Below are 13,806 nucleotides of genomic sequence, written 5' to 3'. Positions count from 1 at the left end.
TTCCGGATCATGTCCTTCTCCTTAAGCACGCACCCCCTGCGCAGGTACGATGCCCGCAGGTGCGGTCAAATCCCGTCCATGCGAAGACGGTTGTGGGGGACCCGATGGACATCGGCACGCAGGGCTCACTGGCCCCGGCCGAACTCGCCTGGCTGCGCGGCATCGACGCCTACACCATGGGCGCCTATCCGCAGGCGGAGGACGAGTTCAGGACCGCGGTTCGGATCGACCCCGGAATGGCGGACGCCTGGCTCGGGCTGCACGCGCTCCGGGTGGACACCACGACCGCCCTCCTGCGCATGTACCGCAACCGGGAGCGCTTCGGCGAGCAGCGGGCCCGGCACCGCCGCACGCTCAACTCCTGGTACTGGCTCGGCTGGTGGGTCCAGCCCGTCCTGGAGAGCCCCCGCGACCTGCTCCTCGCGCACGCCTCCCACTGGCTCGACGGGCGGCACGTCCCGGAGCTCGACCGGGCGCTCGCCGGCCTCCCGCCGGTCGACACCGACCCGCAGGTCCGCTTCCTGCACGCCTGCCGCGCGTACCTGGTCAAGGACTGGGACCAGCTCGTCCGGCACACCGAGACCCTCGTCGACGACCCGCTGCTCGGCATCGAGGCCGGCCTCTTCGGCGGCATGGCCCGCGTGCGCCTGGAGATGTACGGACAGGCCGAACCCCTGCTCTCCGCCTCGCTGATGCGCTGTCGCAGCGAGCAGCCGCAGCGCAAGGAGCTCCGCTACTGGCTCGCCCGCGCCCACGAGGGCACGGGGCGCAGCGCCGCCGCCCTGCCGCTCTACCGGGCCGTCCACCGGATCGACCCGGCGTTCATGGACACGGCCGCTCGGCTCGCCGCCATCGCCGAGTACGACGGCTTCGAGGGGTACGAGGGCGTCGACGACCCGTCCGGTCTCGCGACGGTCGCCCTGGGCACGACCGGTGGCGGGCCGGGCGCGGCCGGTGGCGGCACGGGCACGGCCGGCGGTGCGGCGGGCACGCCCGGCGGCGGGGCGGGTACGGAGACGGCGGACGCCGCGGGAGACGGCGAGGGCGACGGGCTGCGGCTCGCGCCGGAGCCGGGCACCCCCCTGCCCGTCCCGCCGCTCCCGGCCGTCCCGTCGGCCGAGACCGCGCGGCACAAGTCGGCGCTCCCCCACCAGGCCGGGCCGCCGCGCTTCCCGGCCGGGCCCACCGATCCCGTCCTGCTCGCCGAGGCGCTCGCCGAGCTGGAGGGGATGGTCGGCCTCGACCCGGTGAAACGCCAGGTCAAGGCGCTCTCGGCGCAGTTGGAGATGGCGCGGTTCCGCGCGGACCAGGGGCTCCCGGTCCAGCCGCCCAAGCGGCACTTCGTCTTCTCCGGCCCCTCCGGCACCGGGAAGACCACGGTCGCACGGATCCTGGGGCGGGTCTTCTACGCCCTCGGGCTGCTGGGCGGCGACCACCTGGTGGAGGCCCAGCGGGCCGATCTGGTCGGCGAGTTCCTCGGGCAGACCGCGGTGAAGGCGAACGAGCTCATCGACTCGGCGCTCGGCGGGGTCCTCTTCGTCGACGAGGCGTACGCGCTCTCCAACACGGGCTACAGCAAGGGCGACGCTTACGGCGACGAGGCCCTCCAGGTGCTCCTGAAACGGGCCGAGGACAACCGCGACCACCTGGTGGTCATCCTCGCGGGCTACCCCGAGGGCATGGACCGGCTGCTCACCACCAACCCGGGGCTCTCCTCGCGCTTCACGTCGCGGGTCGACTTCCCCTCGTACCGCCCGCTCGAACTCACCGCGATCGGCGAGGTCCTGGCGGCGGCCAACGGGGACGGCTGGGACGAGGAGGCGCTGGAGGAGCTGCGCTCGATCGCCGGGCACGTCGTCGAGCAGGGCTGGATCGACGAGCTCGGCAACGGCCGCTTCCTGCGCACGCTGTACGAGAAGTCCTGCGCCTACCGCGACCTGCGGCTCTCCGGATACCCGGGCACGCCGACCCGGGACGACCTGGCCACGCTCAGGCTCGCCGACCTCATGCAGGCGTACGGCGAGGTGCTGTCCGGCCGCGGTCCGGTCGACCGCGGCCCCCAGCAGGAGCCACCCCCCGGCTACTGACCGACGGGCAGCCGGTGGGCCGGGTCGCGGACCTCTCCCACCAGCATCTCCAGGACGTCCTCCAGGGCGACCAGGCCCAGCACCCGCCCCGAGCCGTCCGCGACCTGCGCCAGGTGGGTCGCGGCGCGCCGCATCACCGTGAGGGCGTCGTCGAGGGGCAGCTCCGGGCGGAGCGTAGCCATCGGCCGCCACAGCGGGTGCGGGACGGCCCGCTCCCGCTCCTCCAGGTCGAGGACGTCCTTCACGTGCACGAAGCCCATGAAGGTGCCGGACGCCTGGGCGCGGACCGGGAAGCGCGAGTAGCCGGTCCGTACGGTCAGCTCCTCGATCTCGCGGGGGGTGACCGACGGCGGGACCGTGACCAGGGCGGCCGGGGCGATGAGGACGTCCGTCACCGGGCGGCTGCCCAGTTCGAGCGCGTCCTCCAGGCGCTCCTGCTCGACCGGGTCCAGCAGACCGGCCTGGCCCGCGTCCTCCACGAGCCGGCCGAGCTGCGTCCGGGTGAAGACCGCCTCCACCTCGTCCTTCGGCTCGACCTTGAAGACCCGCAGGACCAGCCGGGCGCACGCGCCGAGCGCGGCCGTGACGGGCCGGCAGAGCCGGGCGAAGCCGACGAGGCCGGGCGCGAGCCAGAGCGCCGTCTTCTCGGGCGCGGCCATCGCCAGGTTCTTCGGGACCATCTCGCCGATGACGAGGTGGAGGAAGACGACCGCGGCGAGGGCGATGACGTAGCCGAGGGGGTGGATCAGGCCCTCGGGGACACCGGCCGTGTGGAAGACCGGTTCGAGGAGGCCGGCGACCGTCGGCTCCGCGACGGCGCCGAGGGTGAGCGAGCAGACGGTGATGCCGAACTGGGCCGCCGCCATCATCTGCGGCAGGTTCTCCAGCCCGTGCAGGACCTGCTGGGCGCGGGCGCCGCCGAGGGGCTCGATCTGGCTGCGGCGGACGGAGACGAGCGCGAACTCGGCCCCGACGAAGAAGCCGTTGGCCAGGACCAGGAGCACGGCGAAGACCAGCTGGAGGAGTTGCAGGGTGCTCATCGGACCGCCCCCGCCGCCACGGACACCCCGGGCGCCTCGGACACCCCTGATGCCACTGATGCCGCCGATGCCCCGGACACCCCTACGGGCTCCGCCGCCGCATCCGTGCGGACGATCCGGACGCGTTCGGCCCGGTAGCGGTCGACCTGGCGGACCGAGAGCCGCCAGCCGGGGAGTTCGGCCCGGTCGCCCGGGGCGGGGATCCGCCCGAGGAGGTCGGCGACGAGCCCGGCGACGGTCTCGTACGGCCCGTCGGGCACGTCGAGGCCTATCCGGCGCAGGGTGTGGACCCGGCAGGATCCGTCCGCCTCCCAGGCGGGCCGGCCGTCCTCGGCGGGCGCCGCGGCCAGCTCGGGACGCCCGTCGGCGGGCGTGTCGTGCTCGTCGCGGACCTCGCCGACGAGCTCCTCCACGATGTCCTCCAGGGTGACGACGCCCGCGGTGCCGCCGTACTCGTCGACGACGACCGCGATGGGCTGCTCCCGGCGCAGCCGCTCCAGGAGGGCCTGGGCGGGCAGGGTGCCGGGGACGAGGAGCGGCGGGACCGAGATCCGGCCGACGGGGGTGCGGAGCCGGGCGTGCGGGGCGACCGCGAGGGCGTCCTTGAGGTGGACCATGCCGACGACCTCGTCGATGCGCTCGCGGTAGACCGGGAAGCGCGAGAGGCCGGTGGCCCGGGTGAGGTTGAGGACGTCGGCCGCGGTCGCGTCCCACTGGAGGGCGCTGACCTTCACGCGCGGCGTCATCACCTGCTCGGCGGTGAGGCCGCCGAGGGAGAGGGTCCGTACGAAGAGGTCGGCGGTGTCCTGTTCGAGCGCACCGGCCAGGGCCGAGTGCCGGGCGAGCGAGACGAGTTCGCCCGGGGTGCGGACGGAGTCCAGCTCCTCGGTGGGCTCGACGCCCAGGAGCCGGACCAGCCGGTTGGCTACCCGGTTGAGCAGCGAGATCACCGGCCGGAAGAGCGCGGAGAAGCGACGCTGCGGGGTGGCGACGAAGCGGGCGACCTGGAGCGGCCGGGAGACCGCCCAGTTCTTCGGCACGAGCTCGCCCACGACCATCTGGAGGGCGGAGGCGAGCAGCATCCCGATCACCACGGCGATCCCGGAGACGGCCCCGGAGGGCAGTCCGGTCGCGGTGAGCGGCCCGTGCAGGAGTCCGGCGAGCGCGGGCTCGGCGAGCATGCCGACGACGAGCGAGGTGATGGTGATGCCGAGCTGGGTGCCGGAGAGCTGGAAGGAGAGCTCGCGGAGCGCGGTGACGACGGTGCGGGCGCGCCGGTCGCCGGCGGCCGCGGCCCGCTCGGCCTCGGCGCGCTCGACGGTCACGAGACCGAACTCGGCGGCCACGAAGAAGCCGTTGGCGAGGATGAGAAGGAAGGCCGCGCAGAGCAGCAGGAGAGAGACGATCATGCCGCCGCCTCCGGAGAGGTGGCGGCGCGGGTACTACCGGATGATCCGTCCATTGCTGGAGGGAGTCACTCCTCGGGTCGAAGGGGAGCCTCGCGGGCCGTGAAGCGGGGGCCCTACACGTGCGAGGCGGTGGTGCCGCTCGGCACCACCGCCTCCAGAGTAGTCACGCGGACGCCCCGCGTGGCAGGGGGTCAGCCCCGTATGGGGGACAGACCGGGGTTCCCCCTGGCCGTCCCCCCTACGGGAGGCCCGGGTCTCAGGCCGCTTCCGCGCCCGTCCCGTGCTGGTCCGCCAGGGCCCGCAGGGCGCGGGCGTCCCGGATCGCCGACTCCTTGGCGATGCCGGGCTGGATGCCGAGCGCGGGCATGCTCGTGCCGTCGCTGAGGTCGAGGAAGACCCACGGGTCGCCGGGGCGGAGGTTGACCTTGAGGATCTCCGCCCAGGCGAGCCGCCGCGTCCGGGTGATGTTGACGACCGTGACGCCCTCGTCGTCGGCGACGACCTTGGGGCGGCTGAGCAGGACGAGGACCCCGGTGAGCAGCGCCGCCGTGAAGACGAAGCTGACGCGCTCCCCCGGGCTGAGCCGCTCCAGCATCAGCGCGACGGCGGTGATGACGGCGAACATCGCGGCGCCCACGGTCAGCAGCACGGCCCGGGTGCGCCCGGGACGGAAGGTGACCGGAAGGGCGGGGGCAGTCGACTGGGACATCGGGGGTTCCTCGGAGCCTGGGGACGTGCGTACGTGCCGGGGATGCGGCCCGGGGTGTGTGTGGGGCCCCGGGCCGGCCGTCAGAGGCGGCAGGCGTGGATGGCGGTGGTGAGGATGGCGCGGGCGCCGATCTCGTACAGGTCGTCCATGATCCGCTGCGCCTCCTTGGCGGGGACCATCGCGCGGACGGCGACCCAGCCCTCGTTGTGCAGCGGGGAGACGGTCGGCGACTCGAGGCCCGGGGTGAGGGCGACGGCCTGCTCCAGGTGCTCGGCGCGGCAGTCGTAGTCCATCATCACGTACGAGCGGGCGACCAGGACGCCCTGGAGGCGGCGCAGGAACTGCTGGACCTGCGGGTGGTCCTCCGGGGCGCCGTGGCGGCGGACGACGACGGCCTCGGAGGTGAGGATCGGCTCGCCGATGACCTCGAGGCCGGCGTTGCGCAGGCTGGTGCCGGTCTCGACGACGTCCGCGATGACCTGGGCGACGCCCAGCTGGATCGCGGTCTCGACGGCGCCGTCCAGGTGGACGACGGAGGCGTCGACGCCCTGGTCGGCGAGGTGCTTGGCGACGATGCCCTCGTAGGAGGTGGCGATCGTCATGCCGCCGAAGTCCTCGACGCCGTTCGCCGTGCCCGGCCGGGTCGCGTAACGGAAGGTGGAGCGGCCGAAGTTCAGCGCGAGGATCTCCTCGGCGCTGGCTCCGGAGTCCAGGAGCAGGTCACGGCCGGTGATGCCGATGTCCAGCTTCCCGGAGGCGACGTAGATCGCGATGTCCTTCGGCCGCAGGTAGAAGAACTCGACCTCGTTGTCGGGGTCGATCACCACCAGTTCCTTGGACTCCTTGCGCTGGCGGTAGCCGGCCTCATGGAGCATGGCCGACGCAGGTCCGGAGAGGGAACCCTTGTTGGGAACGGCGATGCGCAGCATGAGGTGAGCTTCCTTTGCCTGGGAGTGTGCGGACCTGGGGTGTTCGGAACGGTGGTGCGGGTGTGCTCAGAGGTGGGCGTAGACGTCGTCGAGGGAGATCCCGCGGGCGACCATCATCACCTGGACGTGGTACAGCAGCTGGGAGATCTCCTCGGCGGCCGCTTCCTTGCCCTCGTACTCGGCGGCCATCCAGACCTCGGCGGCCTCCTCGACGACCTTCTTGCCGATGGCATGGACGCCCTTGTCCACCAGCTCCGCGGTGCGGGAGGTGGCCGGGTCGCCGCTCTCGGCCTTGAGCTTCAGCTCGGCGAAGAGCTCTTCGAAAGTCTTGCGGGTTCCGTTCGCCATGATGTCCTTAGAGTACGGGGTCGGGAGACGCCACTCAGCGCCAGGGTTCGCTGACCGTGCGCAGCGTGGTGGCGGTGGCGACGGCGGCGGTGACCGCTTCGTGGCCCTTGTCCTCGGATGAGCCCTCGAGGCCGGCCCGGTCGAGGGCCTGCTCCTCGTTGTCGACGGTGAGGACGCCGAATCCGACGGGTACGCCGGTGTCGATCGAGACCTGGGTGAGGCCGTGGGTCACGCCCTGGCACACGTACTCGAAGTGCGGGGTTCCGCCCCGGATGACCACACCGAGCGCGACGATGGCATCGTAGCCGCGCCCGGCGAGGACCTTGGCCACGACGGGGAGCTCGAAGCTGCCGGGGACGCGCAGCAGGGTGGGCTCGTCGATGCCGAGCTCGCTGAGGGCGCGCAGGGCGCCGTCGACGAGGCCGTCCATGATCTTCTCGTGCCACTGGGCCGCGATGACCGCGACCCGGAGGTCGCCGCAGTTCTTCACGCTGAGGACGGGTGCGCCCTTGCCGCTCATGTCTCTCCTAGCCGTTCTTTCGTACGTACGTGATTGCCGGTGAACGTGACCACAGGTCGCGTGACTACAGGTCGCGTGACCACAGGTCGCGTGACTGCTGCTCGCGTGACTACTGGTTGCCGCAGGTGGAGCCCTGCGAGCCGTCGAGCCACGGCAGGTCGTGGCCCATCCGGTCGCGCTTGGTGCGCAGGTAGCGGAGGTTGTGCTCGCCGGCCGTGACCGGCATGGGCTCGCGGCCCTCGACCCGCAGACCGTGCCGGGTGAGGGCCTCGATCTTGTCGGGGTTGTTGGTCATCAGCCGCAGGCCGCGGACGCCGAGGTCGGCGAGGATCTGGGCGCCGGCCGCGTAGTCGCGGGCGTCGGCGGGCAGGCCGAGTTCCAGGTTGGCGTCGAGGGTGTCGCGCCCCTGCTCCTGGAGCTCGTACGCGCGCAGCTTGGAGAGCAGCCCGATGCCGCGCCCCTCGTGGCCGCGCAGGTAGACGACGACGCCACGGCCGGCCTCCTGGATGCGGTCCATGGAGGCCTGGAGCTGCGGGCCGCAGTCGCAGCGGAGCGAGTGGAAGATGTCGCCGGTCAGGCACTCGGAGTGGACGCGGACGAGGAGGTCCTCGCCGTCCCCGATCTCGCCGTGGACGAGGGCGACGTGTTCGACGCCGTCCACGGTGGAGCGGTAGCCGTACGCGGTGAAGTCGCCGTGCGCGGTGGGGAGCCGGACCTCGGCCTCGCGGCGCACGGTCGGCTCGGCGGAGCGGCGGTACGCGATCAGGTCCTCGATGGAGATGATCGTGAGGCCGTGCTTGCGGGCGAAGGGCACCAGTTCGGGCAGGCGCAGCATGACGCCGTCCTCGCCGGCGATCTCGACGATCGCGCCGGCCGGGCGCAGGCCCGCGAGGCGGGCGAGGTCGACGGCGGCCTCGGTGTGGCCGTTGCGGACGAGGACGCCGCCGGCCTTGGCGCGGAGCGGGAAGACGTGTCCGGGGCGGACGAAGTCGGAGGGCTCGTGGCGGCCGCTCGCCAGCATCCGCAGGGTGGTGGCGCGGTCGGCGGCGGAGATGCCGGTGGTGACGCCGTACGCCGGGGACGCGTCGACGGAGACGGTGAAGGCGGTCCGCATCGACTCGGTGTTGTGGTCGACCATCTGCGGGAGCTCGAGGCGCTGGAGCTCCTCGTCCTCCATGGGGGCGCAGATGAGGCCGCGGCACTCGCTCATCATGAAGGCGACGATCTCGGGGGTCGCCTTCTCGGCGGCGATGACGAGGTCGCCCTCGTTCTCGCGGTCCTCGTCGTCGACGACGACGACGGGGCGCCCGGCGGCGATGTCCCGGATGGCCTGCTCGACGGGGTCGAGGGCGAGGTCGGTGGCGTCCCAGAGGGGGTTCGTGGTCATGCGTGGGCTCCTTCCAGGACGGTGGCGCCACTGCGCGAGCGCAGCCACCAGTCGCGCATGCCCCACAGGACGAGCGCGCCGTAGATGACGTACACGAAGCCGGAGAAGGCGTAGCCGTTGGCGAAGTTCAGCGGGACGCCGACCAGGTCGACGAGCAGCCAGGCGAACCAGAACTCGACCATGCCGCGGGACTGGGCGTACATGGCGACGATCGTGCCGACGAAGATGTACGCGTCGGGCCACGGGTCCCAGGACAGCTCGGGGAACGCGGTGAAGAGCATCGCGACGGCGACGGTACCGAGGGCGGCCGCGCCGACCAGCGCGCCGCGCTCGCGCCAGGTGGCGAAGCGGACGGCGATGGAGCCGTCCTGGGCGTTCTGGCGCCCGCGGTTCCACTGCCACCAGCCCCAGGCGGCCACCAGCATGACGACGACCTGCTTGCCCGCGCTGCCCGCGAGGTGGCCGGCGGCGAAGGCGACGAAGAGGATCACGCCGGAGAGGAACTGGGCCGGCCAGGTCCATATCGACCGGCGCCAGCCGAGCGCGAGCGCGACCAGGCCGATCGTGTTGCCGATCATGTCGGACCACTTGATGTGCTGGCCGAGGACGGTGAACGCCTCGGAGTTGAGCCAGTTCACTTGACGTTCTCCCGGGCGCTGGGGCCGAGCAGCCGCTCGACGTACTTGGCGATGACGTCCACTTCGAGGTTGACCGGGTCGCCGGACTTCTTGATGCCGAGCGTGGTCAGGGCGAGGGTGGTGGGGATGAGGCTGATGGTGAACCAGTCGTCGGCGACCTCGACGACGGTGAGGCTGACGCCGTCGACCGTGATCGAGCCCTTCTCGACGACGTACCGCGCGAGGTGGGTGGGGAGGCCGACCTTGACGAGCTCCCAGTGCTCGGACGGGGTCCGTTCGAGGATGGTGCCGGTGCCGTCCACGTGGCCCTGGACGATGTGACCGCCGAGGCGGCCGCCGACGGCCATGGGCCGCTCCAGGTTGACGCGGCTGCCGACGGCGAGGGCGCCGAGGCTGGAGCGCTTGAGGGTCTCGGCCATGACGTCGGCGGTGAACTCGCCGTCGCCGAACTCCACGACCGTGAGACAGACACCGTTGACGGCGATGGAGTCGCCGTGCTGGGCGCCTTCCGTGACCAGGGGGCCGCGCAGGCGGAAGCGGGAGGCGTCCTCCAGCTGCTCGACGGCGACGACCTCGCCCAGTTCTTCGACGATTCCGGTGAACACGGTCAGTGCTCCTTCTGGGGAGTGGCGGTGATGCGAAGGTCGGGGCCGAAGCGGACGGTCTCGGTGATGTCGAGCCGCAACGCGTCGGTGATGGTGCCGATTCCCGCGTCGGCGAGGACCTGGGGGCCCGCGCCGAGGAGAACCGGGGCGAGGTAGCCGACGACCTGGTCGACGGCGCCCGCGGCGAGGAAGGCGCCCGCGAGGGTGGGGCCGCCTTCGAGGAGGACGGAGCGGACGCCGCGCTCGTGCAGGGCGTCCAGGAGGGCGGGTACGGAGAGACCGCGCTCGGCCCTGGGGAGCCGTACGACGTCGGGGAGGTCGGTGACGGCGTCCTCGGCGACCGCGATCAGGGTCGGCGCGGCGTCGTCGAGGACGCGGGCGCCGGGCTTGACCGCGCCCGCCTCGGTGTCGACGACGACCCGGAGCGGCTGGACGGCTCCCTCCACGCCCCGTACGGCCAGGTGGGGGTCGTCGGCGCGGGCGGTGCCGGAGCCGACCACGACGGCGTCGGCCTCGGCGCGCAGCCGGTGGACGTCGGCGCGGGACTCGGCGGAGGTGATCCAGCGGGAGGTGCCGTCGGCGGCGGCGCTGCGGCCGTCGAGGGTGGCGGCGTACTTCCAGCGGACGAAGGGGCGGCCGCGGCGGACGGAGGTGAGCCAGGCGATGTTGACGGCCTCGGCCTCGTCCTCCAGGAGGCCACGGGAGACCTCGACCCCGGCGGCGCGCAGGGTCTCCGCACCGCCCGTGGCCTGCGGGTTCGGGTCGCCGACCGCGTAGACGACCCGGCTGACCCCGGCCTCGACGAGGGCCTGCGCGCAGGGGCCGGTGCGGCCGGTGTGGTTGCAGGGTTCGAGGGTGACGTAGGCGGTGCCGCCGCGGGCCAGGACGCCGGCCTCGCGCAGGGCGTGGACCTCGGCGTGCGGGCCGCCGGCGCGCTGGTGCCAGCCCTCGCCGACCGGGTGGCCGGAGGCGTCGGTAATGACGCAGCCGACGACGGGGTTGGGGCTCGTGGCGCCGGTTCCGCGTGCGGCGAGCGCGACGGCTCGGCGCATGGCGGTGATGTCGGCCTGCTGGGCCACCGGGTCCTCCTGCCTCTTCGGGCACGGACTCCGGGGCTGTCGATGACGACAGAGAGCGGGTGGGACGACTCGCACGGGGTGCGCCGAAAGGGCCGCGTCCCACGGGTACGCCGACGCGGCACGAGCCGACACGGCGACCAGCGGACGATACGGCCGGCACACCTCCGGAGAGGGGTCACCCGCCGCGCACTGCCTCCCATCCGGACTTTCACCGTCGGTCCAGGAATTTCACCTGGTCAACCGGCCGCTGGCTGCGGACGGGTCGCGGACTATACCGCCGGTTCGGAATTACACCGACCCCGGAGTGCGCTGCTGCTGATACAGGGCCAGTGTGCCACGCCCGGCGCGAGCCCATGCGGCCGAGGGCTGTGGCCTGGCTCACACGAGACCAATATCTCTCCGCATGGTCCAGACCTATTGACGCACTGGTCTAGTCCTCTTAATGTCCGTGTCACCTCCGAGGTACCCGGCCCGACGGTGTGCGCACTCCCCGGGCCCAACACGACCCACCCCCTTGTTCGTTGTGTTTTCCACCTCCCCAGGAGGAACCCATCGTGCTGTCCCCCACGACCAAGAGAGCCTCTGCGCTCGCGTCCGGCGCGGCCGTCGCCGGACTGCTGCTCAGCTCTCTCTCCGGCGGCGTCTCGTACGCGGCCGACAACGAGTCCTGTCGTCCCGACGGGCTCTACAAGACCCCCGGCGTCGACGTCCCGTACTGCTCGGTCTACGACACCGAGGGCCGCGAGAAAATGGGCGCGGACCACCAGCGCCGGGTCATCGGCTACTTCACCGGCTGGCGCGACGGCAAGAACGGCCAGCCCGCCTACCTGGCCAAGGACATTCCGTGGGACAAGATCACCCACATCAACTACGCCTTCGGCCACATCGGCGGTGACAACAAGCTCTCCGTCGGGACGGACGGTCCGAACAACGCGGCCACGGGAATGACCTGGCCCGGCGTCGCCGGTGCCGAGATGGACCCCGCCTTCGCGTACAAGGGGCACTTCAACCTGCTCAACAAGTTCAAGAAGCAGCACCCGAACGTCAAGACGCTGATCTCGGTCGGCGGCTGGGCGGAGACCGGCGGCTACTTCGCGGACAACGGCGACCGGGTCAACTCCGGCGGCTTCTACTCGATGGCCACCAACGCCGACGGCTCGGTCAACCAGGCCGGCATCGACACCTTCGCGACCTCCGCGGTCGACTTCATCCGCAAGTACGGGTTCAACGGCGTCGACATCGACTACGAGTACCCGACCACGATGAAGGACGCGGGCAACCCGCTCGACTGGACCTTCGCCAACGCGCGCCGCGCCGGGCTCGTCCAGGGCTACGCGGCCCTCATGAAGTCCCTGCGCGAGAAGCTGGACACGGCCGGCGCCGCCGACGGCAAGCACTACATGCTGACCGTCGCCGCCCCCTCCTCCGGCTACCTGCTGCGCGGCATGGAGACGTTCCAGATGCAGAAGTACCTGGACTACGTCAACATCATGTCCTACGACCTGCACGGCGCCTGGAACGAGTACGTCGGTCCGAACGCCTCGCTCTTCGACGACGGCAAGGACGGCGAGCTCGCCGCGGCCAACGTCTACGGCTCCTCGCAGTACGGCGGCATCGGCTACCTCAACACCGACTGGGCCTACCACTACTTCCGCGGCTCGATGCCGGCCGGCCGCATCAACATCGGCCTGCCGTACTACACCCGCGGCCACAAGAACGTGCAGGGCGGCACCGACGGCCTGTGGGGCAAGGCCTCCGCGGCCACCTGCCCGGCCGGGGCGGGCCTGACCAAGTGCGGTGACGGCGCCACCGGCATCGACAACCTGTGGCACGACAAGGACACCAACGGTGTCGAGTCGCCCGCGGGCTCCAACCCGATGTGGCACGCCAAGAACCTCGAGAAGGGGATCGTCGGCGACTACGTCACCCAGTACGGCTTCCCGGCGAACACGACGCTGACCGGCACCTACGCCCGCAAGTACGACTCGACCCTGGTCGCGCCGTGGCTGTGGAACGCGCAGAAGAAGGTCTTCCTCTCCACCGAGGACGAGCAGTCCGTGGCCGCGAAGGCCGACTACGTGGTCGACCGCGGCATCGGCGGCACCATGGTCTGGGAGATGGCCGGCGACTACGCCTGGAACGCCGCCAAGGGCCAGTACGAGATGGGCTCCACGCTCACCTCGCTGATGTACGACAAGTTCAAGGCGGCCACCCCGTACGGCGCGAAGAAGTCCAACAAGGCGCTGCCGGCCCAGGCCGTGAACATCGAGACCCAGTTCACCGAGTTCAAGCTGGGCGACTCGAACTACCCGATCACGCCGAAGATCAAGATCACCAACAGGACGGCGACGACGCTGCCCGGCGGCACGGAGTTCCAGTTCGACTACTCCACCTCGGCCCCGGCCAACGCCTCCGACCAGTCCGGCTTCGGCACCAAGGTCATCAGCAGCGACCACACGGGCTCCAACGTGGGCGGCCTGAAGGGCGACTTCCACCGCGTCTCGCTGAAGCTCCCGGCCTGGCAGTCCCTGGCCCCCGGCGCGACGATCGACCTGTCGTTCAACTACTACCTGCCGGTGTCCACCCCCTCCAACTGGACGGTGAACATCAACGGCACGACGTACGCCCTCGCCGGTGACCTGGCGCGCGGCACGACGGTCGTGGAGCCCGGCTCCACCACTCCGCCGACCACCCCGCCGACCACGCCGCCCACCACCCCGCCGACGACTCCCCCGACCACGCCTCCGACGACCCCGCCGACGACGCCGCCCACCACGGGCTGCACCGCCCCGGCGTACGTGGCCGGCACGGTCTACAACGCGGGCAACCTCGTCTCCCACAAGGGCCACACCTGGAAGGCCCAGTGGTGGACCCAGAACGAGGAGCCGGGCACGACCGGCGAGTGGGGCGTCTGGAAGGACCAGGGCGCCTGCTGAGGCGGAACGCCTGAGAACGACCCCCTGAGAGCAGTCCCCCGAAACCCCCCGGCGGCGGACTCACGGCCCTTGCCGCCGCCGGGCTCCCACCCCCGCGCCGCACCCCCTTCCGAGGGGGT

General features: G+C 71.8%; 12 protein-coding genes and 1 riboswitch. Of the genes, 2 read left to right on the top strand and 10 right to left on the bottom strand.

Annotated elements, in window-relative coordinates; translation table 11 throughout:
- Positions 1-104: 104 nt before the first annotated feature.
- Entirely contained in the window at positions 105-2,087 is a 1,983-nt protein-coding gene (locus AB0G79_RS24675; protein WP_360809925.1) for an AAA family ATPase, read from the top strand.
- On the opposite strand, the gene AB0G79_RS24670 is transcribed toward AB0G79_RS24675, so the two are convergent.
- The 10 genes from AB0G79_RS24670 to ribD form a co-directional block, all read right to left on the bottom strand.
- Complete coding sequence (locus AB0G79_RS24670; RefSeq protein WP_360810027.1) at positions 2,081-3,118, bottom strand: hemolysin family protein; 1,038 nt, start codon at positions 3,116-3,118, stop codon at positions 2,081-2,083. The genes AB0G79_RS24675 and AB0G79_RS24670 overlap by 7 nt on opposite strands.
- Before the next feature lie 5 nt (positions 3,119-3,123).
- A complete protein-coding gene (locus tag AB0G79_RS24665) occupies positions 3,124-4,536 on the bottom strand; it encodes a hemolysin family protein (protein ID WP_360809923.1) in 1,413 nt (470 codons plus the stop codon).
- Positions 4,537-4,792: 256 nt separating this feature from the next.
- A complete protein-coding gene (locus AB0G79_RS24660; protein WP_360809921.1) occupies positions 4,793-5,245 on the bottom strand; it encodes a PH domain-containing protein in 453 nt (150 codons plus the stop codon).
- Between the two features lie 80 nt (positions 5,246-5,325).
- A complete protein-coding gene (gene hisG / locus AB0G79_RS24655; RefSeq protein ID WP_360809919.1) occupies positions 5,326-6,174 on the bottom strand; it encodes an ATP phosphoribosyltransferase in 849 nt (282 codons plus the stop codon).
- Between the two features lie 66 nt (positions 6,175-6,240).
- Positions 6,241-6,522 carry a phosphoribosyl-ATP diphosphatase gene (locus AB0G79_RS24650; RefSeq protein ID WP_360809917.1) on the bottom strand — a complete coding sequence of 94 codons (282 nt, stop codon included), beginning with the start codon at positions 6,520-6,522 and terminating at the stop codon, positions 6,241-6,243.
- Between the two features lie 34 nt (positions 6,523-6,556).
- Positions 6,557-7,042 (bottom strand): 6,7-dimethyl-8-ribityllumazine synthase, encoded by a 486-nt coding sequence (gene ribH, locus AB0G79_RS24645; protein ID WP_024760819.1) that lies wholly within the window; start codon positions 7,040-7,042, stop codon positions 6,557-6,559.
- A gap of 109 nt (positions 7,043-7,151) precedes the next feature.
- Positions 7,152-8,429, bottom strand: coding sequence for a bifunctional 3,4-dihydroxy-2-butanone-4-phosphate synthase/GTP cyclohydrolase II (locus AB0G79_RS24640; RefSeq protein ID WP_360809915.1), 1,278 nt, complete (start codon positions 8,427-8,429; stop codon positions 7,152-7,154).
- Positions 8,426-9,067, bottom strand: coding sequence for a nicotinamide mononucleotide transporter family protein (locus tag AB0G79_RS24635; protein WP_360809913.1), 642 nt, complete (start codon positions 9,065-9,067; stop codon positions 8,426-8,428). The genes AB0G79_RS24640 and AB0G79_RS24635 overlap by 4 nt, the downstream gene beginning before the upstream one ends.
- Complete coding sequence (locus AB0G79_RS24630; protein ID WP_360809911.1) at positions 9,064-9,672, bottom strand: riboflavin synthase; 609 nt, start codon at positions 9,670-9,672, stop codon at positions 9,064-9,066. The genes AB0G79_RS24635 and AB0G79_RS24630 overlap by 4 nt, the downstream gene beginning before the upstream one ends.
- 2 nt (positions 9,673-9,674) lie before the next feature.
- Positions 9,675-10,751 (bottom strand): bifunctional diaminohydroxyphosphoribosylaminopyrimidine deaminase/5-amino-6-(5-phosphoribosylamino)uracil reductase RibD, encoded by a 1,077-nt coding sequence (gene ribD, locus AB0G79_RS24625; RefSeq protein ID WP_360809909.1) that lies wholly within the window; start codon positions 10,749-10,751, stop codon positions 9,675-9,677.
- 182 nt (positions 10,752-10,933) lie between these two features.
- A riboswitch (FMN riboswitch) is annotated at positions 10,934-11,063 on the bottom strand.
- Between the two features lie 242 nt (positions 11,064-11,305).
- On the opposite strand from ribD, the gene AB0G79_RS24620 reads away from it, so the two are divergent.
- Positions 11,306-13,687 carry a chitinase C-terminal domain-containing protein gene (locus AB0G79_RS24620; protein WP_360809907.1) on the top strand — a complete coding sequence of 794 codons (2,382 nt, stop codon included), beginning with the start codon at positions 11,306-11,308 and terminating at the stop codon, positions 13,685-13,687.
- Positions 13,688-13,806 lie beyond the last annotated feature (119 nt).

The sequence above is a fragment of the Streptomyces sp. NPDC020807 genome (assembly GCF_040641575.1).
Taxonomy (GTDB): Bacteria; Actinomycetota; Actinomycetes; order Streptomycetales; family Streptomycetaceae; genus Streptomyces.
Note: the sequence above shows the minus strand (reverse complement) of the source record. Positions and strands in the feature narration are given on the sequence as shown.